Origin of the sequence: Embleya sp. NBC_00888, assembly GCF_045207655.1 — a bacterium.
Classification (GTDB): domain Bacteria; phylum Actinomycetota; class Actinomycetes; order Streptomycetales; family Streptomycetaceae; genus Embleya.
Genome location: NZ_CP108785.1, coordinates 2,394,660 through 2,418,124, shown reverse-complemented (window position 1 = coordinate 2,418,124; position 23,465 = coordinate 2,394,660). Strand labels below are relative to the sequence as shown.

The following is a 23,465-nucleotide window of genomic DNA, read 5'->3' as shown; positions in this document are numbered from 1 at the left end:
CACATCGAGCCATTCCCAACCCCCAACCCGCCCGCACCCCCGGCTCCGGATTCCCTCGGCCCGCACCGAGCCGCCGACCCGCCCACGCCGCCGCGACGGCGGCGCGGCACGATCCGCGGCTGCCGGCCGGCCCGCCCGCGACGGCGGACTCGGGGCGTACCGCGGGCCGCGCCGGCACGCCGAACCACCCTCGACGACGGAAGGAGTGGCCGGGGCGGGGGGCTCGGCCGCCGTGTGCTCAGACCAAGCCCGACTCGTAGGCCGCGATGACCAGTTGCACTCGGTCGCGCGCGTCGAGTTTGGCCAGGAGGCGGGCCACGTGGCTTTTGGCCGTTGCCATGGTGATGAACAGTTCCGCGGCGATCTCGCCGTTGGATCGGCCGCGTCCGATCAGGGTCAGCACCTCGCGTTCGCGGTCGGTGATTCCGTCGATCTCGCGGCCTCGACGGGTGCGCGGTACGGGTGCCCGGTCGACGAACTCCGCGATCAGTCGGCGGGTGACGGCGGGTGCGATCAGCGCGTCGCCGGCCGCGACCACCCGGACCGCCGCGATGATGTCCTCCAACACCATGTCCTTGACCAGGAACCCGCCGGCCCCGGCCCGCAGCGCGCCGTAGACGTTCTCGTCCTCGTCGAACGTGGTGAGGACGACCACGCGCGTCGACGCGGATTCGGCCTTGATGATCCGGGTGGCCTCGATGCCGTCCATCACCGGCATCCGGATGTCCATCACCACCACGTCGGGGTCGAGTTCGCGCACCAGTCGGACCGCGTCGGCACCGGTGCCCGCCTCGCCCACCACGTCGATGTCCGGGATGTCGGCGATCAGCATGCGCAGCCCCGCGCGTACCACCGGCTGGTCGTCGGCCAGCACGACCCGGATCGTCATACCGGCAATCTCGCGGCCACCCGGAAGCCGCCCTCCGGCCGCGGTCCGGAACTGAACTGCCCCCGCAACAGACCGACTCGCTCCCGCATCCCGGCGATGCCGTAACCGGCCCCAGGCTGCCCGACCGACCGGCCGCCGACCCCACCCCCGTCGTCGACGATCTCGAGGCACAACTCGTCCGCCCCGTACTCGACGGACACCCGGCAGTGCGCGGCGTTCGCGTGCCGCACCACGTTGGTCACCGACTCCTGGATGATCCGAAACGCGGACAACTCGATCTCGGCCGCCAGCGGCCGCCGCGGCCCCCGCCACCGCACATCGACCCGGACCCCGGCGTCGGCGGTGCCGGCCACCAACCGCTCCAGATCCGCCAGATTCGGGGCGGGCGCGGCGGGTGCGGCCGACGCGGGACCCACGGGCCGACCCGAGTCCGGCTCGCGCAGCGCGCCGAGCAGATGCCGCAACCCGGTCAGCGTTTCCCGACTGGTGGTCTCGATCACGCCCAGCGCCTCGCGCGCCCCGGCCGGCTGCGTCTCGATCACCCGCTTCGCGGCGCCGGCCTGGATCGCGATCGCGCCGATGCTGTGCGCGACCATGTCGTGCAGTTCGCGCGCGATCCGCAGCCGCTCGGCCTGCACCGCCCGGATCGCCGCCTGCGCGCGCAACTCCTCGGCGTGGTCCTGGCGCAGCCGGATCCAACTGCCCAGCACCCAGGCCCCGACGGTGGTCACGCCGAGCATCGAGGACCGGCCGGTGAGCGCGGCGAAGGCCTCGGTCACGGGTAGGTAGGCGGCGACCACCAGGCCCCAGCAGGTCAACACGCCGACCAGAGCCGCGACCGCGGCCCGGCGCGCGCACGTGATCGCGACCTGGAGTACCAGTACGTCCGCGGCCAGGAACAACGGCCACGTCCGCACCCCGAACGTGCGCGCCGCGAACGCCTCGACCAGCAACAGCCCGAGCACCGGCAACGGCCGACGACCGGCCCAGCCGATCGGCAGCGCGATCAGCACGGCCAGACCTCCCAGCGCCCACGGGTCCGGACGCACGAATCGATCCGGCGGGAGGAAGACCGGGTGCATGGGCAGCGGCATCGTGCCGTACACCAGCAGCGCGAACGCGGGCATCGCACACCAACCGAGCGTCGCCAACCCGCGCGGCGACGACAACCGGGCCGGCAGGGCGGAGGACTTCGGGGCTCGTGGCACCCGACGACACTAGCCGGCCACCGACCGCGAGCGAATCAGCCCACAGGCTGCATCCCGTGGAAGGATGCCGCACGGGCCACGGGCCGATGCGCGCCGACCTCGGCCGGCGGCAGCCTCGACGGTGTGATCGACATCAACGAACTCACCAAGTCCTATGGCCGCGGCGCACCGGTCGTGGACCGCCTGACCTTCTCCGTGTGCCCGGGACGGGTGACCGGGTTCCTGGGGCCCAACGGCGCGGGCAAGACCACCACGCTGCGCGTCCTGCTCGGCCTGAACACCGCCACGAGCGGCACCGCCACCATCGACGGCCGCCCCTTCCGCGCGTTCGGCACCGGGCTGCGGCACGTCGGCGCGCTGCTGGACGCGAACGACGTACACAACGGCCGTACGGCGAACGCGCACCTGGGGGCGCTCGCCCGCAGCAACCGGCTGCCCCGGGGCCGGGTCCGGGAGGTGTTGGCCACGGTCGGCCTCGGCAAGGTCGGCGCGCGGCGGATCGGCGCCTTCTCGCTCGGGATGCGCCAACGGCTGGGGATCGCCGGCGCGCTGCTCGGCGACCCGCCCGTGTTGCTGTTCGACGAACCGGTCAACGGCCTGGACCCGGAGGGCATCCGCTGGGCCCGCGGGCTGTTTCGCGAACTGGCGGCGGAGGGCCGCACCGTACTGGTCTCCAGTCACCTGATGAGCGAGATGGAGCACACCGCCGACCACCTCGTCGTCATCGGCGCCGGTCGACTGATCGCCGACGAGTCGCTCGCCGACTTCGCCGCCCGCGCCGGCACCGGCCGGGTCGTCGTCCGCACCCCCGACCCGGACGCCCTGGCCCGGGTGCTCATCGACGCCGGTGCCTCGGTCGACCGCACCGGGCCGGACACGCTCGCCGTGACCGGCTCGACCGCCGAGCGGGTCAACGAACTGGCCTTCACGCACCGGGTGATGGTCCACGAGGTGGGTACCCGGGGCGCGACCCTGGAGGAGGCGTTCATGCGACTCACCGCGGACAGCGTGCGCCATCGCGCCGCCGCGTCGGTGGAAGGGACGGGGGGACGATGACCACGTTCGCGACCGCCACGACGCCCGCCCGATGGCTCGACCTGATCGGCGCCGAATGCATCAAACTGCGTTCGCTGCGCTCGACTCCCGTCGTGCTCGGCCTGCTCGTGCCGTTCTACGTCTGGTTCGCCCATGACTCGGCCGCGGTCACCCACGACGCGTGGCCGACCATGTCCGCGTCCGAGCGGCAGGAGTTCGACCCGGCGCACGGCGCCTTCCGCTTCCCGCTGTTCCTGTTGCTGATGGCCACGGCCGGCACGATCGGCGCGATGACGGTCGCCGGGGAGTACGCGAGCGGCCTGATCCGCACCACGTTCATCGCGGTCCCGGCCCGGGGCCGAGTGCTCGCGGCCAAGGCGGTGGTGGTGACCGGTGTACTGGCGCTGCTCGGACTGCTCGTCGGCGTCGGCGTCTGGGCGGCCACCTTCGTCGCGTACGGGGACCGGATCACCGCCTTCTCCGCCGGCACGCCCGGCGTCGGCCGCAGCGTCGCGGGCACCACCGCCATGGTCGCGGTGTGCGGGCTGATCGGGATGGCGATCGCGTCGATCATCCGCAACACCGCGGGGTCCGTGTTCGCGGTCCTGGTCTTCTTCCTGCTCGGCCCGGTGGTCGCCAAGGGGCGGATTCCCCTGCTCGGCGCCGAGCACAGCGCGCACGTGGTCAACGCGATGCCCGCGTACGCGTGGGGGCGGCTGACCGTCATGAACACGAGCCACGTCGTCGAACGCATCCCCTCGGTCACCGCCGCCTGGAGCGCACTCGCCGGCTGGGCCCTCGTCGCGATCGCGGTGCAACTGCTGCTGCGCCGCCGGGACGTGTGATGCCCGCCGCGCCGCGACAGGGGAGCGGGCAGCGGGCGAGCGGGGCGCGCGAGCGCGTTCCCGAGTGCCTTCCCGAGTCGGCTCCCGTGCGCGTTCCCGACGCCGACCCCCGCGCGCGACTCCGCGATCTGTTCGCCGCCGAGTGGAGCAAACTGTCCTGCCTGCGCCTGTTCCGCCTCCCGTTGCTCCTGGCTCCGGTGTTCACCGCCTGCGTGGCGTGGTCGACCTGCTCGCGCGTGGACGTGATCGGCGCACGCGGGCGGGCCGATCTCGATCGGGTGAGCGCCTCGTTCAACCACGGGACCTGGGCGTTCCTGATGGTCGGCGCGGGAGCGATCGGTGCCCTGTCCATCGCGGGCGAGTACGCGAACGGATCGATCCGCACCACCTTCGTCGCCGTCCCGGACCGGCGCCGGGTGGTGCTCGCCAAGGCGGCGGTCCTGGCCGCCGTCACCTCGGCCGTCGGTGTGGTGACGGCCGCGGTGTCGTTCGGTACGTCCCAGGCCGTCCTGTCCGGCAAACACCTGGGCATGGCGATCACCGAGCCCGGCGTGGCGCGCGGTTTCGCCGCCGCCGCGCTGCTGCCGCCGGTATCCGCGATCGTCGGCCTGGCGCTCGGCGTGTTCCTGCGACACCCCGCGGGCGCGCTGTGCGCGGTCTTCGCGCTGTCGCTCGTGCTGCCGGAGCTCGTGCCGACCGACGGCAACCGGGTCGTCGCCGAAGCGGCCGAGATGATGCCGCGGAACGCCTGGACGACCCTGGTCGGCACAGGTACCTCCGGCTCCGTGCCGCGATCGTGGTTCGCCCTGCTCCTGTGGCCGGTCGCCGTGCTGTGTGCCGCGACGACTGTCGTCGCCCGCCGCGACGTGTGACCCGCCGACGCACCGGCCCCGCGACGCACCGGCCCCGCGACGCGTCGCCCCCACCGAAGCGCCGACCCCGGCCGAAGCCCCCGCCTCAGCGCCGGGGTCGGCCCTCCTTCGGCTCCAGCAACTGCGCCCGCAGGGCCGTCAGTTGATGGGAATGCTCGACCGAGCGGGTCTCGTCCAACGAGGCGACCGCCAGCAGCAGCGCGTCGCTGAGCACGATCGCGGCCAGTGATTCGGCGGTGATGCCGGTCGGGGTGTGCGGCGCGTACAGGACCGCGTCCGCGGTGTCGGCCAGGCGCTCGACCAGTTCGTCGGTGACCACCACGATGCGCGCGCCGACCACCCGGGCGCGGTCCAGGAGCACCTCCATGTCGCGCAGGAAGCGGCCCGGGACGAACATCACCACCACGTCCGCGCGGCGCAGCGTGAGCAGTTCGTCGGCCAGCCCGAAGCCCGTGGTGCCGACGAAGCGGGCCCGGCGGCCCATCCGGTTGAGCTTGAGCGCCAGGTGGCGCCCGGCCAGTTCGGAGGCGCCGACGCCGTACGCGAGCACCTCGCTCGCGTCGGCGAGCAACTCGGTGGCCAGCCGGAAGGCGTCCGCGTCGAGGTTGGCCCGGCCGTGCTCCAGCCGCTCGATCGCCTCGTCGTAGACCCGGGCCCGGATTCCGTCGAGGTCCTGGCCGACCTGGCTGATCCGCTGCCGGAGCCTGACCTCGGGGGCCACGTCCGTGCTGAAGTCGGCGGCGATGTCGCGCTTGAGCGCGGAGAGTCCGCCCAGCCCCAGTCGTTGCAGCGTGCGCACCACCGTGGCGTTGCTGACGCCGATGCTCGCGCCCAGGTCCTGCGCGCTGGCGAAGAGCACCTGCTCGGGGGAGCAGTTGGTCAGATAGCGGGCCACGTTCCGCTCGGCCGGCGACAGGTCGTCCCACTGATCGCGGATCGCCGCCCGGAGCCGGGCCAGCGCCGGATTCTGCGGTTGTTGTTCGCTCACGCCTCTTGACTCCCCGGTATCAACCATTACTCTCCTCATGCAACGTGCAATACATATTACCGCGAACTCGTAATGAACGTTACGACACGTGGTGCGACGAGCAGCGCGACGAGCGTTACGACACGTGTCACGGCACGCGTCGCAGCGAGCGTCACCAGGCTCGCGGACCCCAGGACAGCGTGCAGCACCCGCATCGCTGCCGAACCCCCAGCACCCAGGAGACGACGTGAGTGGCGTGTCCCTTCCGACCATCGAGATCGTCGGCGAGCCTCGAACCCGAGGTCGCCAGTACGGCGAAGGGGCGAGCGCGCTGATCCGTACCGCGGTCGACTACTACACCGAGGCCTTCGGCGCGGCCGGTGGCCTGACCTGGCGTCAGGTCACCGAGCGGGCCGAACACTGGCTCGCCCCCTCCCGCGCCTTCGCCCCCGACCTGGTCGAGGAGATGGCCGGGATCGCCGAGGGCGCCGGCCTCGACCTGCTCGACATCCTCGCGCTCAACGCCCGAGGCGAGATCATCTACGACGACACCTTCGCCGAGATGGGAGCACCCGCGCCGGCGGAGAACCCCGACGGCTGCACCTCCTTCGCGTTGCTCGACCAGGCCTCCGGCGACGGCCACGTGTACGCGGGCCAGAACTGGGACTGGCGCTACGGCGTGCGCGCGACGGTCATGGTCGTGCGCGTCGTGCAGCCCGGCAAGCCCACCGTGGTGATGCAGGTCGAGGCGGGCCAGATCGGCCGGCAGGGTGCCAACTCGGCCGGCATCGCGCTCAACGCCAACGGCCTCGGCGGGCGCTTCGACCACGCCGTCGGCATCCCGCAGACGCTGATCCGCCGCCGGGTGCTGGACTGCGCCAACCCGGCCGAGGCGCTGGACGTACTCTTCCGCACCCGCGCGCACATCGCCAGCAACGCCCTGCTCACCCACCGCGAGGGCTTCGCGATCGACATCGAGACCACCCCCGGCGCGAACGGCTGGATGTACCCCACCGACGGCCTGCTCGTGCACGGCAACCATTACCAGGCCTTCATGCCCGCGCAACTGGCCGCGAACTACCGTCCCGCGGCCCCGGATTCGCTGCTTCGCGTACCGCGCGCCGAGGCCGGACTGCGGCGCTGCCGGGACGCGGGCGACCCGGCCGAGACCCGCAAACTGATCCACGCCGCGATGTCCGACCACCTCGGCTACCCCGAATCGTTGTGCACCCACCCGGATCCGGCCCGGCCGGCGGTCCGGCAATGGGCGACGCTGCTCTCCAGTTGCGTCGACCTGACCACGGGCGAATACCGCGTCACCGCCGGCACCCCGTGCGACCACGAGTACGAACTCCTGCCCTGGAACCTGCACGACGGACCCGGCGGAGCCTGAAGGCCACCCGCCCCGGCGGCGCCCGAAGCCGACACCCGTCCCGGGCCGCGCCCGCAGCACGCCCGCCCCGGCGCCCCACCCCACCCCACCCCACCCTCCCCCCCGCATCCCCCGGAGAGTCGCATGTCCCGCACTCGCACCCTCACCGCACTCGGACTGGCCGCCCTGCTCGGCCTGACCACCGCGTGTTCCGCCAAGAACGCCGGCGGCAACAACGCGGCCGGCGCCCCCGGCAAGCCCGCCGACCTCGCGCTGACCGACACCACCGCCAAGGCCGCCGGCGCGGTGGACAACGTCAAGTGGCTGCTGGCCAAGGAACCCAAGTCACTGGACCTGGACGTCAGATCCGACAGCGACTCCAACGCGGTGCTCGCCAACGTCTGCGAGCGCCTGTTCCAGACCCAGCCCGACCTGAGCATGCGCCCGCACCTGGCCGACTCGGGCACCTACACCGACCCCACCACGTTCGTACTCAAGCTGCGCGCCGGCGTCACCTTCCACGACGGCTCGCCGATGACCGCCGACGACGTGGTGTGGAGCCTGCGCCGGCACGCGGCCGACGGCAACAACGAGTCGGACGAGTTCGAGCGGGTGCAGTCCATCGAGCGCACCGGCGACACCGAGGTCACCGTGCGGCTCAAGGAGCCCGACGCGCTGTTCACCAAAGCCCTGGCGGGCAACGCGGGCATCGTGCTCGACCGCGAACAGGCCGAGCCCGCGGGCAAGGACTACGGCACGCCCGGGCGCACCGACGCGTGTTCGGGGCCGTACACGCTCAAGGAGTGGAAGGCCGGCAGCCGGATCACCCTGGAGCGCTACGACGCCTACTGGGACAAGTCCCGCAAGCCGCTGGTGCGTTCGGCCACCTTCGGTTGGGCGGACGAGAACGCCATGGTCAACAGCATGACCACCGGCGCCGCGGACGGCACCTACCTCACCACGATGAGCGCGGTGCCGCCGTTGGCCGGCAACGGCGCGCTCACCGTCTCCTACGGCTCCTCCTCGCGCGCCTGGACGCTGATCCCCACCGAGCGCGGCGGGATGAAGGACCCGCGCGTGCGGCGCGCGCTCTCGCTCGCGCTGGACCGCCAGGGCATCGCCAAGGCCGCCTTCGCCGGACTCGCCACGCCGTGGAAGACCCCGCTGGGACCGGGCGCGTGGGGCTACGAGAAGGCCACCTTCCAGGCCGGCTACGACGCGCTCCAGGGCGCTCCGGCGCAGCCCACCGCCGCCGACCTGGACGCGGCGAAGAAGCTGATCGCCGAGGTCGGCCCGGCCGCGCCGACCCTGGTGGTCGCCAACGACGGCACGCCCACCCGCAACCTGATCGCCAACGCGGTGGTGGACGCCGCCCGCAGGATCGGCCTCAAGGCCGAGATCAAGACCATGTCGGGCGCGGACTTCACCTCGCTGTACACCGACCAGGCGCTGCGCAAGAGCGTCGACATGTTCGCCGACGACTGGTACATCTCCAAGGCCGACCCGGCCGGTTTCTACGACAACGCGCTCACCGGCTCGAACAACAACTGGGTCGGCTTCAGTTCGCCCGAGTACGACAAGGTCGTCAACGAGGCGCTGCGCACCACCGACGACGCGGCCCGGGCCAGGCTGCTGGTCGAGGCCGAGCGCCGGTTCACCGCGGACGCGGTGTGGTTGTCGCTGGTCCAGGTGCCCAACGTGCTGGTCACCAGCGCCAAGCTGACCGGCGCGCCGGCCTCGATGGCCAACGTCGCCTACCCGTGGCTGGCCGACCTCGGCACCAAGGGCTGATCCCACCAAGCCCGTTCCCGTCGCCTTCGGAGGTGTCACCACCATGCCCGCCCGCGCCCTGCGCATCACCCTTGGGCTGCTCGTCACCCTGTTCGCCGCGTCCTTCGTGATCTTCGGCGCGATCTACGCCGCCCCCGGCGATCCGGCCGCGTTCCTGGTCGGCGGACAGGAGGACGCGACGCCGGAGAAACTGGCCGCCGTCCGGGCCGCCTACCACCTCGACGACCCGCTGTGGGTGCAGTACGGGGACTGGATCGGCGGCGTGCTGCACGGCGACCTCGGCCGCTCGATGCAGTACCACGACCAGGTCGCGGACCTGGTGTCCTCGCGCGTGCCCACCACGCTGTTCCTGGTCTGCTATTCCGCGGTGTTGTTCGTGGTGGTCGGGATCGCCCTCGGCGTGTTGTCCGCGGTGCGCGGCGGGCGGGTCGACTCGATCATCGTCGCGGTCACCACGCTGCTCGCGTCCATCCCCAAGTTCGTCAAGGCCCTGGCCCTGGTCGCCTTCCTCGGCGTGCAGTTGGGCTGGTTCCCGGTCACCGGCGCCGGTGAGGGCTTCGGCGACCGACTCCACCACCTCACGCTGCCGGCGCTCTCGCTCGCGCTGGGCGAACTCGCCGTGGTCAGCCGGGTGACCCGGCAGAGCATGTTGGAGCAGTACGCGCAGGACCACGTCACCGTGGCCCGCGCGGCGGGCCTGTCCGAGTTCAAGGTGATCCGTCGACACGTGCTGCGCAACGCGCTGGCGCCGGTGGTCACCATGTGCGGCCTGATCACCGCGAGCCTGTTCGCGGGCACCGTGGTGGTGGAGACCGCGTTCGGGATCAGCGGGATGGGCTCGCTGCTGGTCCAGGCGATCAACACGCACGACTTCCCGGTCACCCAGGCCGTGCTGCTGCTCATGGTGCTCGCGTACATGCTCGTCACCACGCTCGTCGACCTCGTCCACCCGCTGATCGATCCGCGGGTGCGCCTCGAAGGAAGCGCCGCATGACTCTTCTCCAAGCCGGCGCGCGGCCCGTCCCGGCGGCGCCCTCGAAGCCGGCCCGTCCCAGGAAGCGGACCTGGCCGATCTCGTTCCGGATCGCGGCCGGATTCCTGCTGCTGACCGCGTTGGCGGCGGTCCTGGCGCCGCTGGTGGCACCGTACGAACCGGACGCGATCGATCTGAACGCCTCGCTCGCGGTGCCGGACGGCGCGCACGTGTTGGGCACCGACCAGTCCGGGCGGGACCTGCTCTCACGGGTGCTGCACGGCGCCGGGCCGAGCCTGGTGGCGCCGCTGGCGCTGCTCGCGCTCGCGTCGGTGATCGGCATCGCGCTGGGCACGCTGGCCGCGTGGCACGGCGGCTGGGTGGACGCGTTCGTCTCGCGCGTCACCGACGTGATGTTCGCCTTTCCCGGGCTGTTGTTCGTGATCCTGATCGTGTCGGTGTTCGGCGACGGGCTGACCACCGCGGTGATCGCGCTCGCGCTGGCCTATTCGCCGGTGGTGGCGAAGTACACCCGCAGCATCGCGCTGGCCGAGCGGGCCAAGCCGTACATCGACGCCTACCGGGTGCAGGGCATGGGCGGATTCGCCATCTGCGTACGGCGGTTGGTGCCCAACCTGGCGCCGTCGCTGATCGGCTACCTGGTGCTGATGTTCGGTCAGGTGCTGATGGGCATGGCCACGCTCAGCTATCTGGGCTTCGGCGCCCAGCCGCCGAGTTCGGAATGGGGCCTGATGGTCAAGGAGGGGCAGGCCGCGCTGGTGCAGGGCGCGTTGTGGCCGGCCCTGGTGCCCGGCACCGCGATCGCCCTGGTCGTGGTGGCCTTCAATGTCGTCGGCGTGCGGATCTCCGACCGCCTGGGGGTGAGGGAACGTTGATGGTCGAGAACAGGACGGACGCGGTGGACGAACTGCTGGAGATCCGGGACCTGACGGTCGAACTCCCGGGCACCGGCGCGCGGCGCCCGGTGCTGGACGGGGTGGACCTGCGGGTGCGCCGAGGCGAGGTGGTCGGCCTGGTCGGCGAGTCCGGCTCGGGCAAGTCCACCACCGCCAAGGCCGTGTTGCGGATGCTCCCGCGCGACGCGCACATCCACGGCCGGGTGGGCGTGGCCGGGCGCGACGCGCTCACCCTCGACACCGACGAACTGCGCGAACTGCGGGCCCGTCGGGTGGCGATGGTGCACCAGGACCCGCGCTCCTCGCTCAATCCGGTGCGCCGGATCGGCGACTTCCTGACCGAACGACTGATCCACACTCTGGATCGGCCGAAGGCGCAGGCGTACGCCGAGGCGCTGCGCCTGCTGGAGGCGGTGGGCATCGTGCGCCCGGCCGAGCGGCTGCGCCAGTTCCCGCACGAACTCTCCGGCGGGATGCTCCAGCGGGTGGTGATCGCGGCGGCGCTCGCGGGTGATCCGGAACTGCTGCTCGCGGACGAGGCGACCAGCGCGCTGGACGTGACCACGCAGGCCGAGATCCTGGCCATCCTGCGCGAGCACCGGACCGGGCGCGGCCTGGGCCTGCTGTTCATCACGCACGACCTGCACCTGGCGGCGGCCTACTGCGACCGGGTGTACGTGATGTACGCGGGGCGCGTGGTCGAGGAGCGCACCGCCGCGAGCCTGTTCGAGGATCCGCGCCACCCGTACACCGCCGGTCTGTTGGCCTGCACGCCCGAGCTGGGCGACCCGCGCCCGATCCGGCCCATCCCCGGCCGACCGCCGTCGCTGGACGACGCCTTCCCCGGCTGCCCGTTCGTCGCGCGCTGTCCGGTGGCGGAGACCGCGTGCGAGACCTGGCGGCCGGTCGCGCGCGAACTTCCCGACGGCGGCCGGGTGACGTGCCGCCGCACCGACCTGGACCACCCCGCGGAGAAGGTGCTCGGATGACCACCCCTGCTCTTGAAGTACACGGACTGTGCCGCGAGTTCGCGCTCCCGGGCCGGCGCGCCGAGCGCACGGTCGCGGCGTCCGACATCTCCTTCACCGTGCCGCCGGGCGGCTCGCTCGGCCTGGTCGGCGAGTCCGGCTCGGGCAAGACCACGATCGCGCGCATGCTGGTCGGGCTGATCCGTCCGGACGCGGGCACCATCGCGGTGGACGGGCGCCCGCGCGCGGCGCGGGCCAAGGGCGGCCCGGAACGACTGCGTCGGGCCCGGGAGATCCAGATGGTCTTCCAGGACCCGTACGTCTCGCTGGACCCCAGGCTCACCGCCGCCCAGTGCGTGGCCGGCGTGCTGCGGCTGCACGGCGAGGCGGACCGCGATCGGCGGGTGCGCGAACTGCTGGACCAGGTCGGTCTGGGCACCCGCGAGGCCGGTGCCCGGCCGCACCGACTCAGCGGCGGGCAGCGGCAACGGTTGTCCATCGCGCGGGCGTTGGCGGCCCGGCCCAGGGTGTTGGTGCTGGACGAGGCGGTCTCCGCACTGGACGTGTCGATCCAGGCGCAGATCCTGCACCTGCTCACCGAACTGCGCGAGGAGACGAACGTCGCGTTGGTCTTCGTCAGTCACGACCTCGCGGTGGTGCAGCAGGTCACCGACGACATCCTGGTGCTGTACCGGGGCGTCGCGGTGGAACAGGGACCGACCGCCGACATCCTGATCGACCCGCGCCACGCGTACACCCGCCTCCTGGTCGGCTCCGCCCCGCGCCCGGGCTGGGACCCGGCCTCGGTGGCCGGATTGCGCAAGGCGCTCACCGTGTGAGCGCGGCGCGAGGAGGGCGGTGAAAAACGGGCGTGGGGACGGGAATCGGGCCGCTGCGGAGCGTAACCGGTTGGGGACGGCGAGGTAAACGGAGTCGGATCGCGGAGAAAACCTTGACACGCTCTATTGGTCTGGACCACTTTGGCCTAGACCATTAGCGCGCAGGGCGGGCTGACGCGCACGCGGTCGCACGACTTCCACCTACATCGCTTCTCCACGCACGGAGGCAGTAGTGGCACGCGTTTCGCACGTTCCGCGAGCGAAGTCCCCTCGCCGCGGACACCCCACCCTCGCCGCACTCGCGGCGCTCACCCTGGCCGGCGCCGGACCGACCGTCGCGGTCGCCGGCAGCGCGCAGGCCGCGGACAACCTGGTGAGCAACCCAGGCTTCGAGAACGGCCTCGCCGGTTGGACCTGTTCGGCCGGTTCCGGGGCCTCGGTGAGCACTCCGACGCATGCCGGCACCGGCGCGCTCAAGGCCACTCCGGCGGGCTCCGACAACGCCCGTTGCGCACAGACGGTCACGGTGCTGCCCAACTCGGCCTACACGCTGAGCGCCTGGGTCCAGGGCAGCTACGTGTACCTGGGCGCGACGGGCACCGGCACCACCGACCCGTCCACCTGGACGCCGAGTGCCGGAACGTATCAGCAACTCACCACCACGTTCCGCACCGGCGCCTCGACCACCTCGGTCACCGTCTACACGCACGGCTGGTACGGCCAACCGGCCTACTTCGCCGACGACATCGTGCTCTCCGGCCCCGGCGGCAGCACCCAGATCCCGGCGGTGCCCACCGGCCTGGCCGCCGGCGCGCCGACCTCGTCGAGCGTGCCGCTGTCGTGGAACTCCGTTCCCGGCGCGACCGGTTACAACGTGTACCAGAACGGCACCAAGGTGCAGTCGGTCACCGGGACCACCGCGAACATCACCGGGCTGACCCCCTCGACCGCGTACGGCTTCCAGGTCAGCGCGACCAACTCGGCGGGCGAGTCGGCCAAGTCGGCGACGGTCACCGCGACCACCACCGGCGGCGGCACCCAGATCCCGGCCACCCCCACCGGCCTCGCGGCCGGCGCGCCGACCGCCTCCAGCGTGCCGCTGTCGTGGAACTCCGTCCCCGGCGCCACCGGTTACAACCTCTACCAGGACGGCACCAAGGTGCAGTCCGTGACCGGGACCAGTGCCACCGCCGGCGGTCTGACCGCGTCCACCTCCTACAGCTTCCAGGTCAGCGCGACCAACGCGGCGGGCGAGTCGGCCAAGTCGGCCGCGGTGACCGCGACCACCACCGGCGGCGGGGGCGGCGGCCAACTGCCCAAGCACGTACTCACCGGCTACTGGCAGAACTTCAACAACGGCGCCACCGTGCAGACCATCGCCCAGGTGCCCGCCGAGTACGACATCATCGCCGTCTCCTTCGCGGACGCCACCGGCACCCCGGGCGGCGTCTCGTTCACCCTGGACCCGGCGCTGAACTACTCCGAGGCGGCGTTCAAGGCCGACATCGCGGCCAAGAAGGCGGCCGGCAAGAAGGTGATCATCTCGGTCGGCGGCGAGAAGGGCACCGTGTCGGTCAACAGCTCCGCGTCGGCGACCAACTTCGCCAACACGTTGTACACACTGGTCCAGAACTACGGGTTCGACGGTGTGGACATCGACCTGGAGAACGGCATCAACTCCACCTACATGTCCCAGGCGCTGCGCTCGCTGTCCGGCAAGGTCGGCGCGGGCCTGGTGATCACCATGGCGCCGCAGACGCTGGACATGCAGTCCACCGGCACCGAGTACTTCAAGACCGCGCTGGCGATCAAGGACATCCTGACCGTCGTCAACACCCAGTACTACAACAGCGGCGCGATGCTCGGCTGTGACGGCAAGGTGTACAGCCAGGGCACGGTCGACTTCATGACCGGCCTCGCCTGCATCCAACTCGAAGGCGGCCTGGCCCCCTCGCAGGTCGGCCTCGGTCTGCCCGCGTCGCCGCGCGGCGCCGGATCCGGGTACGTGCCGCCGAGCGTGGTCAACAACGCGCTCGACTGCCTGACCAAGGGCACCGGCTGCGGCACGTTCAAGCCGAGCAAGACCTACCCGGGTCTGCGCGGTGCGATGACCTGGTCGACCAACTGGGACGCCCTGAACGGCAACCAGTTCTCCAACACGGTCGGCCCGCACCTCGACACGCTCCCGTAGCGCGTCGCGCCCGGGCCGGACCACGCGACCGGCCCGGGCGCGGCCCCATCCCGCTCGGCCCGGGCCGGCCCCTGCTCGGCCGGCCCGGCTCGGCCACGCTCAGTCCCGCCACGCTCAGTCCCGCCACGCTCAGTCCCGTCCCGACCACGCGAGGAATCCCATGTCCGGATCCACCAGCGTTCGTCCCCCCAAACGGTTGCGCCCCCTCGTCGCCGCGGCAAGCACCGCCCTGTTGACCGCCGCCATGCTCACCGCCGCCGGCGGCACCGCCGACGCGGTCGACGCCGCCGAACTCGTCCGCAACGGCGGCTTCGAGTCCGGCATGTCCGACTGGACCTGTAGCGCCGGCAGCGGAGCCACCGTCAGCACCCCCGTGCACGGCGGCACTTCCGCCCTGAAGGCGACCCCGGCCGGCAGCGACAACGCGCGCTGCGCCCAGACCGTCACCGTGCAGCCGTCCTCCGACTACGTGATCTCCGGCTGGGTACGCGGCAGCTACGTATACATCGGCGCGAGCGGCACCGGCACCACCGACCCGTCCACCTGGACCGGCTCCGCGCCGGACTGGACCCGGCTCACCACCACGTTCCGCACCGGCCCCGACACCACGTCGGTGACCCTGTACACGCACGGCTGGTACGGCACCGGCGCCTACTACGCCGACGACCTGTCGCTGACCGGCCCCGGCGGCGGCACCCAGATCCCGGCGGTGCCCAGCGGGCTCGCGGCGGGCACGCCGACCGCCTCCAGCGTGCCGCTGTCGTGGACCGCGGTGCCGGGTGCGACCGGATACAAGGTCTACCGCGACGGAGTGTTGGCCCAGACGGTCACCGGAACGAGCGCGACCGTCACCGGCCTGACCCAGGCGACGACGTACAGCTTCCAGGTCAGCGCCACCAATTCGGCCGGCGAGTCGGCCAAGTCGGCGGCCGTGAGCGCGACCACCTCCGGCGTCGTCGTGGTCCCGGCCACCCCCACCGGCCTGGCGGCCGGTACGCCGACCGCCACGACCGTGCCGCTGTCGTGGACCGCGGTGCCCGCTGCGACCGGCTACAACGTCTACCGCAACGGCACGTTGGCCCAGACGGCGACCGGCCCCAGTGCCACGGTGACCGGACTGACCCCGGCCACCGCCTACAACTTCCAGGTCAGCGCGACCAACTCGGCGGGCGAGTCGGCCAAGTCGGCGGCCGTCACCGCGACCACCGGCACCGACGGCGGAGGCGGCCAACTGCCCCCGCACGCGCTGGTCGGCTACCTGCACGCGAGCTTCGCCAACGGCGCGGGCTACACGAAGATGGCCGACGTACCCGCGAGTTGGGACGTGATCAACCTGTCCTTCGGCGAGCCGACCTCGGTCACCTCCGGCGACATCCGGTTCGTGCGCTGCCCGGTCGCCGAGTGCCCGAGCGTGGAGAGCGACGCCGACTTCAAGGCCGCCATCAGGGCCAAGCAGGCGGCCGGCAAGAAGGTGCTGATCTCGATCGGCGGGCAGAACGGCCAGGTGCAACTGTCCACCACCGCCGCGCGGGACAAGTTCGTCGAATCGGTCGGCAGGATCATCGACGAATACGGACTCGACGGCCTGGACATCGACTTCGAGGGCCACTCGCTGTCGCTGAACACCGGCGACACCGACTTCAAGAACCCGACCACACCGGTGATCGTCAACCTGATCTCGGCGGTCAAGACGCTCAAGGCCAAGTACGGCAGCCGGTTCGTGCTCACCATGGCGCCCGAGACGTTCTTCGTGCAGATGGGTTACCAGTACTACGGGTCGGGACAGTGGGGCGGCCAGGACCCGCGCTGCGGTTCCTACCTGCCGGTCATCTACGCCCTGCGCGACGACCTGACCCTGCTGCACGTCCAGGACTACAACTCCGGCTCGATCATGGGCCTGGACAACCAGTACCACAGCATGGGCGGTGCCGACTTCCACATCGCGATGACGGACATGCTGCTCGCCGGCTTCCCGGTCGCGGGCAACACCAACAACGTGTTCCCGGCACTGCGCCCCGAACAGGTCGCGATCGGCATGCCGGCCTCGGTCCAGGCGGGCAACGGCTGGGTGTCCACCACCGAGGTGAACAAGGCACTCGACTGCCTGACCAAGGGCAGCAACTGCGGAAGCTACACGCCACGCGGCGGCGTACGGCCGAACCTGCGCGGGCTGATGAGCTGGTCGATCAACTGGGACCGGTTCAACAACCTCGAGTTCTCCCGCAACTTCGACACCTACTTCGGTAGCTGATCGAAGACACGCCCCGGATCCGACCCACCCGATGCGACTCGGCTGCCGCCGTCCCCCGGCAGCCGAGTCCCCCGAAGCGACCCCCGCCGCCGGCACCCACGAGAGACCGGCGGCGGGCCGGTCCACCCCGCGGCCGGCGCGCGCCGGCCATTGTTCCCGTCGACCCGATGCGGCACCATCCGGCGGCATGGACATAGCGATGACCCTGCCGACCATGCTGCCCCACGGACGCGACGAGGTACTGCGCTGGTGTCGCGGCATCGACGAGGGTCCGTGGTCGAGCCTCGCGGTACCGGAGCGCATCACCTACACCAGCCACTCGCTCACCGTGCAACTCGCCGCGGCCGCCGCGCTGACCGAGCGGGTCCGGCTGTGGACCACGATCGTGATCCTGCCGTCGCACAACGCGGTCCGGATGGCCAAGGACCTGGCCTCGGTGGACCGACTGAGCGCGGGACGACTGACCGTCGGGATCGGGGTCGGCGGTCGTGAACAGGACTACCGCGCGGTCGGCGCCCCGTTCGAGCGGCGCTGGCAGCGCATGGACGACCAGGTCGCGACGATGCGATCGATCTGGGCCGGCGAGCCGCCCGCCCCCGACCTGGAACCGGTCGGACCGCCCCCGATCCAGGTGGGCGGGCCGCCGTTGGTCGCCGGGGCCATGGGCCCGATGGCCACCGCCCGGGCGGCGCGTTGGGCCGCGGGCGTCGACGACGGGTCCGCCGTGGCGGCACCGGATCCCGACACGTTGCGCGACGTCGCGGAGCGGGTCCGGGGCGCGTGGCGCGACGCGGGTCGCACCGACTCGCCACACCTGTCCACGAGCCTGTGGTACGCACTGGGTACCGACGCCGAATCCCGGCTGCGCGCCTACGCGTTCGACTACCTGCGGGTCTTCGGTGAGCAGATCGGCGAGGCCGTCGCCGAAAACGTCACCGCGTACACGCCCGAGGCGCTCCGCAAGGCCGTCGACACCGTCCGCGAGGCCGGTTTCGACGAACTCTTCCTGGTCCCCACCACGGCAGACCCCGACGAAGTCGAGCGCACGCGCGAGGCGTTGGGGTTCTAGGGCGCGGCACCAGGGACACGCGCCGGCCGCGCGGATCGCGAAGTGCCGGAATCCCACCGGCGGGAGCACTCCGGCCGGTGAGTGTTCGCGGCGGCGCCCGCTACGGAGCGAGCCAGGTGCCGTCGCGCAGGAGGTCGCGGCCCTTGATCTCGTTGGCCTCGCGCCAGGCCTGGACCAGACGCGGACGGACCCGGAAGTAGTGGTAGGACGTGGTGAGTACGCGCGGATCGAACCCGGTCCTGGCGGCGAACGTGTCGCCGAGGTCGTCGGCGATGTCCGCCGCCGGGAACGCCTCGGCGGTGGCCTCGATCAGCACCACGTCCCGAGTGGGTCCGATACCGAGCCGCAGGGTGCCGCCGGCCAGCAGGTTGCGAGCGGTCGGGCTCGCCGACGCGGTCGCCATCAGCAGAGTCTCGCCCTCCCACAGGAAGGACAGCGGTACCAGGTACGGCGTCCCGGTCTCCGCGTCGGCGGTGGCCACCCACGCGTCGACGTCGTTCTCGAGCCGGTCGAGGGTGTCCTGCTTGCGCTGCTCGGCGGTACGGGCGGGCGGTGGCGGTGGGGTCACGATGACGCTGCCTCCGGATCGGTGCTCTCGGCTGTTCTCGGGCGGTTCTCGCGAGTGATTGTCAGGAGTGATGGTCGCGAACGGATCTTCCGGCGATCGATCATGCCGGATACGGACCCGCGATGGTCGGCGCCCCGGATGCCCCGGCACCGGTACACCACCCATCCGATCCGGACCGTGTTCCGGCCGCCAAGCCTCGACCCGTCAGGCCCCGACCCGCCGCACTCAGCTCACCCGGTGGCCGAACTCGGCCGCGAGCGCGTCGAGTTCGGGCGTACCGAACTCCGCCTTCAGCGCCTCGAACGTGACCACCTTGTCATCCCCGAAGCGCCGGATCCTGGCCGCGAACGTGTCGGGGCGCAGGAAGCGCGGCGGGTTCGACTTGCTGTGGAACTTGTCCGCGTACATCACCAGCCGCTCCTCGGCGGACTCGGCGACGTAGTCGTCGACCGGGATCGGCAGCTGTTGGCTCACCACGTCGTGCCGGGTCAGTCCGACGCCCGTGTGGCACGAGCAGAAGCGGTGCAGCGACTCGTCCAGGCCCTCCTTGCGCAGGATCTCCGTACCGAGCAGCCCGTGGCGCACGTAGTTGGCGCCGTCCAGCCGGCCGTTCTCGTCGTAGAGGCGGTAGACCCCGATGTCGTGCAGCAGACACCCGGCCCGGACCAGATCGCGGTCCACGTCCGCGCCGCCGGGGCCGGCCGTCAGGGGTTCGGCGATCCGCCAGACGATGTGGCAGTGCGTGTGCACCTTCTCGAAGATCGCCCGGCTCGGTGCGTAGGCCTTGTGCAGTGCGGTGATCTCGGCGACCGTCGGAAGCTGTGCCATTCGGGGAGCCTAACCGAGAGGCCGTCGGGTTTGTCCGCATGGGCGGAGGGCCCGCGTGGCGGGAACCGCCCGCGGCGCGGCCGGTCGCCCCGCCGCAGGCTCGGCGCCGTGCCGGGAAAGGTCCGGGAATGCGCCGTGTGCCCGCGTGAACGTGCCTTCACACAGCGCGAGTTCGATGTTCGGCCGCCCCGACGGGTACCCTCGTGGTTGCCTGATGTTCGCCCGGTCGATCCTGCGGGGGCATCCCGGGATCGGGCAACGTGGAGGGGCGACGGCCGGCGACGTGCTCGCACGCTCGGGCGGGTCCGTCCGCGACCGACGGCCATCCCAGCGAACCAGGACACCGTGATGACCCCGACCACGCTCGCAGGGCCCGCTCCCGCCGGGCGCACCGACCACCACACGTTCATCGCGATCGAGGCACCGCCGGGCGCCGGCGGCGCCGCGCTCGCGGACACCCTCGGCACCGCGCTCGGTTGTACGCCGATCGCCGGGCGCGCCGAATCGATCCGCCTGGATGCCCGGGCCGGCTACGGCCTGGGCCTGGCCGGGCTGCTCCGGGCCGACGCGCTCGTCAAGCGGCAGCGACCGGCCGGGCCGGTGGTCGTGCACACCTGGGCGGCCGGCGTCGCCGCCGACGGTGCGGCGATCTACCGCGCCGACGGGACCCGGCTCAGCGCCCAGGTCGCCGAGTACCGGGCCGTGTTGGAGCAGCCGACCGTCACCGTCCACCTCACCGGGTCGGCCCGCACGCTGCGCGACCGGTTGTCCGCGCAGCAGGTGTTGTCCGCCGACGACCGGGGCTGGCTCACCCGCCGGGGCGCGCTCGAACGGGTCGCGGAGGCGCATGTCGCGCTCGCGCTCGAGGCCGATCCCCGGCACGCGATCGTGGTCGACATCGACGGATGCGGCTCGCGGTCGGTGGCGGACGTGGTGTTCGCCGGACTGCACGCGCGCGAGATCGGGGTCGTGGACGCGGCATAGGTCGCCGCAGGCCCGGTCGGCGATGGCCCCCGGACGCCGGACGGATGCCCGTCGCCCGGCGCATCACCCGGCGGCCGGCGCGGCCGTCTCCCGTAAGGTGCCGCGCATGAGCGGTGAGATGGGGCTGCGGGAGCGGAAGCGGTTGCGGATGGCGGCGAACATCTCCGACGTCGCGATCGGATTGTTCCTGGCCAGGGGCTTCGACGCGGTGTCGGTGGCCGAGATCGCCGAGGCCGCGGAGGTCTCCAAGCCGACGCTGTTCCGGTACTTCCCGACCAAGGAGGACCTGGTGCTGCATCGGTTCGCCGACCACCAGGACGAGGCCGGCCGGGTGGTGGCCGGGCGACCCGAGGACGTCTCCGCGCTGACGGCGCTGCGCCGGCACTTCCTGGCCGGGCTGGATCGGCACGATCCGGTGACCGGGCTCAGCGACGACCCGCAGGTGTTGGCCTTCCACCGGTTGCTGTACGGGACCCCCGCGCTGCTCGCCCGCGTCTTCGCGTACACCGAGGGCGCCGAGGACGCGCTGGCCGCCGCGCTGGGCGGCCCGGACGAGGTCGAGGCGCGCCTGGCGGCCGGCCAGATCATCGCGGTGCAACGGATCCTGGCCCGGGAGAACTGGCGGCGGATCGCGGCGGGCGAGCGCGCGGCGGACCTGCGCGCGGTGGCCGGCGCGACCGCGGAACGGGCCTTCGACCAACTGGAGGTGGGACTGACCCGCTACCGGAACGTTACTCGGTAACATATTTAACCGAGTTGCATTATCCTGGTCGGCATGACGTCACTCGATGCCGCACTCGATGCCGAACTCGGTCGGGAACGCGACTACCACGAGGTCTGCCGCGAGGCGATGGCCGCGATGGTCGCGGGCGCCGCCGAACACGTCGTCACCGGTGCCGACGTCTCCGCGTCCGGCGCGGACGCCGAGGCGCTGGGCTACACACTGCGCAGCCGTGCCAAGGAGATGGGCGAACTCGCGCAGACCCCGCTGTTCTTCGGCCGACTCGACTTCGCCGGGACGGCGGCGGCGGGCGAGCACCGCGGTCGCCGGTACCACATCGGCCGGCGCCGGATCACCACCGACCTGGCCGCCCCGCCGCTGGTGGTCGACTGGCGCGCGCCGATCTCCCGGGCCTTCTACCGGGCGAGCGCCCGCGACCCGCAGGGCGTCGCGGTCCGCCGCCGGTTCGGCTGGGCGCCGTGGAGCGCGGGCGCCGCCGAGGACCTGACCAGCCTGGAGGACGAACACCTCGACGCCCGGCCCGCACCCGGCGCGAGCGCACCCGGCACTCCCGGCGCACCCGGCACGATCCTGACCGGCGAACTCGGCCGGCCCCGGGTCGGCCCCATGCGCGACATCGTCGCCACCATCCAGCCCGAGCAGGACGACCTGGTCCGCCGCGACCTGACCGCCTCCATCTGCGTCCAGGGCGCCCCCGGCACCGGCAAGACCGCCGTCGGCCTGCACCGCGCGGCCTACCTCCTCTACACCCACCCGCAACGCCTGCAACGCGGCGGCCTGCTGATCGTCGGCCCCAACCGGGCCTTCCTGCACTACATCGCCGAGGTGCTGCCCGCCCTCGGCGAGACCGGCATCCGCCAGGCCACCATCGACGACGAGGTCGGCCGACACCCGATCCGGGCCCGGGACGAACCGGCCGCCGAGGTGGTCAAGCACGACGCCCGGATGGCCGGCGTGCTGCGCCGTGCGCTCTACGCGCGGATCGCCGCGCCCGGCGAACCGGTCGCCGTACCGGACGGCTCCTATCGGCGGCGAATCGCCTTGGAGGAGCTGGCCGAGATCGTCGAGCGGGTACGTGTCGAGGACACCCCCTACCAGGTCGGCCGGGAGCGGGTCCGGGCCCGCGCGGTGGCCGTGCTGCAACGCCAGGCCGAGCGCAACTCCGGCCCACCGACCGGTGATTGGCTGCGCCGGATGGGCCGATCCAAGGCGGTCGGCGGCTTCGTCGACCGGTGCTGGCCGCAGGCCGGCCCGGAACAGGTCCTGGCCGGGATCCTCGCCGACCCGGACGCGCTGGCCGCCGCGGCGGACGGCATCCTCACCGCCGACGAGCAGCGCGCGATCGGCTGGGCAAAGCCGCCGCGCTCGTGGCGCGGCGCCCGCTGGTCGGCCGCCGACCTGGTGCTGCTCGACGAGGTCGCCGGGCTGATCGAACGGCCGGCCGGCTACGGCCACGTGGTGATCGACGAGGCCCAGGACCTGTCCCCGATGCAGTGCCGCGCGTTGGCCCGCCGGATCGGCTTCGGCTCGGTCACCGTGCTCGGCGACCTGGCCCAGGGCACCACGCCGTGGTCGGCCCGTACCTGGCCCGAACTGCTGGCCCACCTGGGTCGACCCGACGCCGAGGTGGCCCCGCTGACCGTCGGCTTCCGGGTGCCCGCGGTGATCGTCGCGCTGGCGAACCGCCTGCTCGCGAGCCTGGACGTGGACGTACCCGCGGCCCGATCGTTGCGCGAGGACGGCGCGTTGACCGTGCACGAGGTGGCCGACCCGGTCGCCGCGACGGTCGGCGCGGTGCGCGCCGCACTCGCCCACGAGGGCTCGATCGGGGTGATCGCGGACGGCGCGGGCACCGAGCCGCTGCGCGCGGCGCTGGCCGAGGCGGGCATCGCCACCGGCACGGCCGACACACCGGATCCCACCGGCGCGGTACGGGTGACCGTACTGCCCGCGACGCTGGCCAAGGGCCTGGAGTACGACCACGTGGTGGCGGTCGAACCGGCCGCGATCGTGGCCGCCGAGGCACGGGGCGCGGGCCGCCTGTACGTGGTGCTGACCAGGGCGGTGTCCCGGTTGGACATCGTGCACAGCCGGCCGCTCCCGGACGTGCTGCGCGCGGCGGTCGGATGACGGGACGTGCCCGGGCGGTCACCACC

20 protein-coding genes are annotated in these 23,465 nt (G+C 72.3%); 15 read left to right on the top strand and 5 right to left on the bottom strand.

Annotation, left to right across the window (positions count from 1 at the left end):
* Positions 1-238: 238 nt before the first annotated feature.
* Together OG948_RS44910 and OG948_RS44905 are read right to left on the bottom strand one after the other, a co-directional pair.
* Complete coding sequence (locus OG948_RS44910) at positions 239-889, bottom strand: response regulator transcription factor (protein WP_331770775.1); 651 nt, start codon at positions 887-889, stop codon at positions 239-241.
* Positions 886-2,097: a sensor histidine kinase gene (locus OG948_RS44905; RefSeq protein ID WP_406300620.1), complete on the bottom strand. Its 1,212-nt coding sequence runs from the start codon at positions 2,095-2,097 to the stop codon at positions 886-888. The genes OG948_RS44910 and OG948_RS44905 overlap by 4 nt, the downstream gene beginning before the upstream one ends.
* 123 nt (positions 2,098-2,220) lie before the next feature.
* Between OG948_RS44905 and OG948_RS44900 the strand changes: the two genes are divergently transcribed.
* The 3 genes from OG948_RS44900 to OG948_RS44890 all read left to right on the top strand — a co-directional run bounded on the left by OG948_RS44900 (position 2,221) and on the right by OG948_RS44890 (position 4,849).
* Positions 2,221-3,153: an ATP-binding cassette domain-containing protein gene (locus OG948_RS44900; RefSeq protein ID WP_331770773.1), complete on the top strand. Its 933-nt coding sequence runs from the start codon at positions 2,221-2,223 to the stop codon at positions 3,151-3,153.
* Positions 3,150-3,977 (top strand): ABC transporter permease, encoded by an 828-nt coding sequence (locus OG948_RS44895; protein ID WP_331770772.1) that lies wholly within the window; start codon positions 3,150-3,152, stop codon positions 3,975-3,977. Before OG948_RS44900 ends, OG948_RS44895 begins: the two co-directional genes overlap by 4 nt.
* Before the next feature lie 86 nt (positions 3,978-4,063).
* Positions 4,064-4,849, top strand: coding sequence for a hypothetical protein (locus tag OG948_RS44890; protein WP_406300619.1), 786 nt, complete (start codon positions 4,064-4,066; stop codon positions 4,847-4,849).
* Between the two features lie 85 nt (positions 4,850-4,934).
* Here OG948_RS44890 and OG948_RS44885 read toward each other — a convergent pair whose 3' ends face one another.
* A complete protein-coding gene (locus OG948_RS44885) occupies positions 4,935-5,864 on the bottom strand; it encodes a MurR/RpiR family transcriptional regulator (RefSeq protein ID WP_406300618.1) in 930 nt (309 codons plus the stop codon).
* A gap of 208 nt (positions 5,865-6,072) precedes the next feature.
* Between OG948_RS44885 and OG948_RS44880 the strand changes: the two genes are divergently transcribed.
* From OG948_RS44880 to OG948_RS44840, 9 genes are all read left to right on the top strand, one after another.
* Positions 6,073-7,209, top strand: coding sequence for a C45 family autoproteolytic acyltransferase/hydolase (locus OG948_RS44880; protein WP_406300898.1), 1,137 nt, complete (start codon positions 6,073-6,075; stop codon positions 7,207-7,209).
* A 123-nt stretch (positions 7,210-7,332) separates the two neighbouring features.
* Positions 7,333-8,979: an ABC transporter substrate-binding protein gene (locus OG948_RS44875; protein WP_331770768.1), complete on the top strand. Its 1,647-nt coding sequence runs from the start codon at positions 7,333-7,335 to the stop codon at positions 8,977-8,979.
* 43 nt (positions 8,980-9,022) lie between these two features.
* Entirely contained in the window at positions 9,023-9,973 is a 951-nt protein-coding gene (locus OG948_RS44870) for an ABC transporter permease (protein WP_331770767.1), read from the top strand.
* Positions 9,970-10,848 carry an ABC transporter permease gene (locus OG948_RS44865; RefSeq protein ID WP_331770766.1) on the top strand — a complete coding sequence of 293 codons (879 nt, stop codon included), beginning with the start codon at positions 9,970-9,972 and terminating at the stop codon, positions 10,846-10,848. The genes OG948_RS44870 and OG948_RS44865 overlap by 4 nt, the downstream gene beginning before the upstream one ends.
* Positions 10,848-11,858, top strand: coding sequence for an ABC transporter ATP-binding protein (locus OG948_RS44860; protein ID WP_331770765.1), 1,011 nt, complete (start codon positions 10,848-10,850; stop codon positions 11,856-11,858). The genes OG948_RS44865 and OG948_RS44860 overlap by 1 nt, the downstream gene beginning before the upstream one ends.
* On the top strand, positions 11,855-12,676 hold the full coding sequence (locus tag OG948_RS44855) for an ATP-binding cassette domain-containing protein (RefSeq protein ID WP_331770764.1): 822 nt from the start codon (positions 11,855-11,857) through the stop codon (positions 12,674-12,676). The genes OG948_RS44860 and OG948_RS44855 overlap by 4 nt, the downstream gene beginning before the upstream one ends.
* 232 nt (positions 12,677-12,908) lie before the next feature.
* Positions 12,909-14,867: a glycoside hydrolase family 18 protein gene (locus OG948_RS44850; protein WP_331770763.1), complete on the top strand. Its 1,959-nt coding sequence runs from the start codon at positions 12,909-12,911 to the stop codon at positions 14,865-14,867.
* A 160-nt stretch (positions 14,868-15,027) separates the two neighbouring features.
* Positions 15,028-17,118 (top strand): glycoside hydrolase family 18 protein, encoded by a 2,091-nt coding sequence (locus OG948_RS44845; RefSeq protein ID WP_331770762.1) that lies wholly within the window; start codon positions 15,028-15,030, stop codon positions 17,116-17,118.
* Positions 17,119-17,305: 187 nt separating this feature from the next.
* On the top strand, positions 17,306-18,187 hold the full coding sequence (locus tag OG948_RS44840) for an LLM class flavin-dependent oxidoreductase (RefSeq protein WP_406300617.1): 882 nt from the start codon (positions 17,306-17,308) through the stop codon (positions 18,185-18,187).
* A gap of 100 nt (positions 18,188-18,287) precedes the next feature.
* Here OG948_RS44840 and OG948_RS44835 read toward each other — a convergent pair whose 3' ends face one another.
* Both OG948_RS44835 and OG948_RS44830 read right to left on the bottom strand, forming a co-directional pair.
* Positions 18,288-18,755 carry a pyridoxamine 5'-phosphate oxidase family protein gene (locus OG948_RS44835; RefSeq protein ID WP_331770760.1) on the bottom strand — a complete coding sequence of 156 codons (468 nt, stop codon included), beginning with the start codon at positions 18,753-18,755 and terminating at the stop codon, positions 18,288-18,290.
* A gap of 225 nt (positions 18,756-18,980) precedes the next feature.
* A complete protein-coding gene (locus tag OG948_RS44830) occupies positions 18,981-19,583 on the bottom strand; it encodes an HD domain-containing protein (protein WP_331770759.1) in 603 nt (200 codons plus the stop codon).
* 348 nt (positions 19,584-19,931) lie between these two features.
* On the opposite strand from OG948_RS44830, the gene OG948_RS44825 reads away from it, so the two are divergent.
* From OG948_RS44825 to OG948_RS44815, 3 genes are all read left to right on the top strand, one after another.
* Positions 19,932-20,567: a hypothetical protein gene (locus OG948_RS44825; protein WP_331770758.1), complete on the top strand. Its 636-nt coding sequence runs from the start codon at positions 19,932-19,934 to the stop codon at positions 20,565-20,567.
* A 106-nt stretch (positions 20,568-20,673) separates the two neighbouring features.
* Entirely contained in the window at positions 20,674-21,309 is a 636-nt protein-coding gene (locus OG948_RS44820) for a TetR family transcriptional regulator (protein ID WP_331770757.1), read from the top strand.
* A 33-nt stretch (positions 21,310-21,342) separates the two neighbouring features.
* Complete coding sequence (locus OG948_RS44815) at positions 21,343-23,439, top strand: AAA family ATPase (RefSeq protein ID WP_331770756.1); 2,097 nt, start codon at positions 21,343-21,345, stop codon at positions 23,437-23,439.
* Positions 23,440-23,465: the final 26 nt, after the last annotated feature.

Coding starts and splice junctions, on each gene's coding strand:
- OG948_RS44875 (WP_331770768.1), top strand. CDS start 7,333: ATGTCCCGCACTCGCACCCTCACCGCACTCGGACTGGCCGCCCTGCTC.
- OG948_RS44855 (WP_331770764.1), top strand. CDS start 11,855: ATGACCACCCCTGCTCTTGAAGTACACGGACTGTGCCGCGAGTTCGCG.
- OG948_RS44840 (WP_406300617.1), top strand. CDS start 17,306: ATGGACATAGCGATGACCCTGCCGACCATGCTGCCCCACGGACGCGAC.
- OG948_RS44865 (WP_331770766.1), top strand. CDS start 9,970: ATGACTCTTCTCCAAGCCGGCGCGCGGCCCGTCCCGGCGGCGCCCTCG.
- OG948_RS44845 (WP_331770762.1), top strand. CDS start 15,028: ATGTCCGGATCCACCAGCGTTCGTCCCCCCAAACGGTTGCGCCCCCTC.
- OG948_RS44860 (WP_331770765.1), top strand. CDS start 10,848: ATGGTCGAGAACAGGACGGACGCGGTGGACGAACTGCTGGAGATCCGG.
- OG948_RS44830 (WP_331770759.1), bottom strand. CDS start 19,583: ATGGCACAGCTTCCGACGGTCGCCGAGATCACCGCACTGCACAAGGCC.
- OG948_RS44910 (WP_331770775.1), bottom strand. CDS start 889: ATGACGATCCGGGTCGTGCTGGCCGACGACCAGCCGGTGGTACGCGCG.
- OG948_RS44815 (WP_331770756.1), top strand. CDS start 21,343: ATGACGTCACTCGATGCCGCACTCGATGCCGAACTCGGTCGGGAACGC.
- OG948_RS44820 (WP_331770757.1), top strand. CDS start 20,674: ATGAGCGGTGAGATGGGGCTGCGGGAGCGGAAGCGGTTGCGGATGGCG.
- OG948_RS44870 (WP_331770767.1), top strand. CDS start 9,023: ATGCCCGCCCGCGCCCTGCGCATCACCCTTGGGCTGCTCGTCACCCTG.
- OG948_RS44885 (WP_406300618.1), bottom strand. CDS start 5,864: ATGGTTGATACCGGGGAGTCAAGAGGCGTGAGCGAACAACAACCGCAG.
- OG948_RS44895 (WP_331770772.1), top strand. CDS start 3,150: ATGACCACGTTCGCGACCGCCACGACGCCCGCCCGATGGCTCGACCTG.
- OG948_RS44825 (WP_331770758.1), top strand. CDS start 19,932: ATGACCCCGACCACGCTCGCAGGGCCCGCTCCCGCCGGGCGCACCGAC.